Below are 245 nucleotides of genomic sequence, written 5' to 3'. Positions count from 1 at the left end.
TCTAATATTAGCTAAAACATCTTGATTTTGTTATCACAATTCTAAACATTGAGAGTTTTGTCTTACTGGTGGATTTCCAAATGTCTCTTTTACAGTTTCAAGCTTAAATTGAAAATCTGATTTCTTTTCTCTAAGAATATCGTTCCAGTCTATTTTTTCTTTCCAAGATTCATTATTAGGTAAATCCAGTAAAACAGGAAATCCTGATTGAGATAACTTATCAGAAAAATCTTTTCCTGCATCAT

At 29.0% G+C, this 245-nt stretch carries 1 pseudogene; it reads right to left on the bottom strand.

Annotated elements, in window-relative coordinates:
• Positions 1-33: 33 nt before the first annotated feature.
• Positions 34-245: pseudogene (locus tag CBI42_RS12005) on the bottom strand (DNA primase); the annotation flags it as partial.

Source organism: Streptococcus sp. KR, from assembly GCF_002238115.1.
Taxonomy (GTDB): Bacteria; Bacillota; Bacilli; order Lactobacillales; family Streptococcaceae; genus Streptococcus.
The sequence above is the reverse complement of the archived record's forward strand: the minus strand, read 5'-3'. Positions and strand labels throughout refer to the sequence as shown.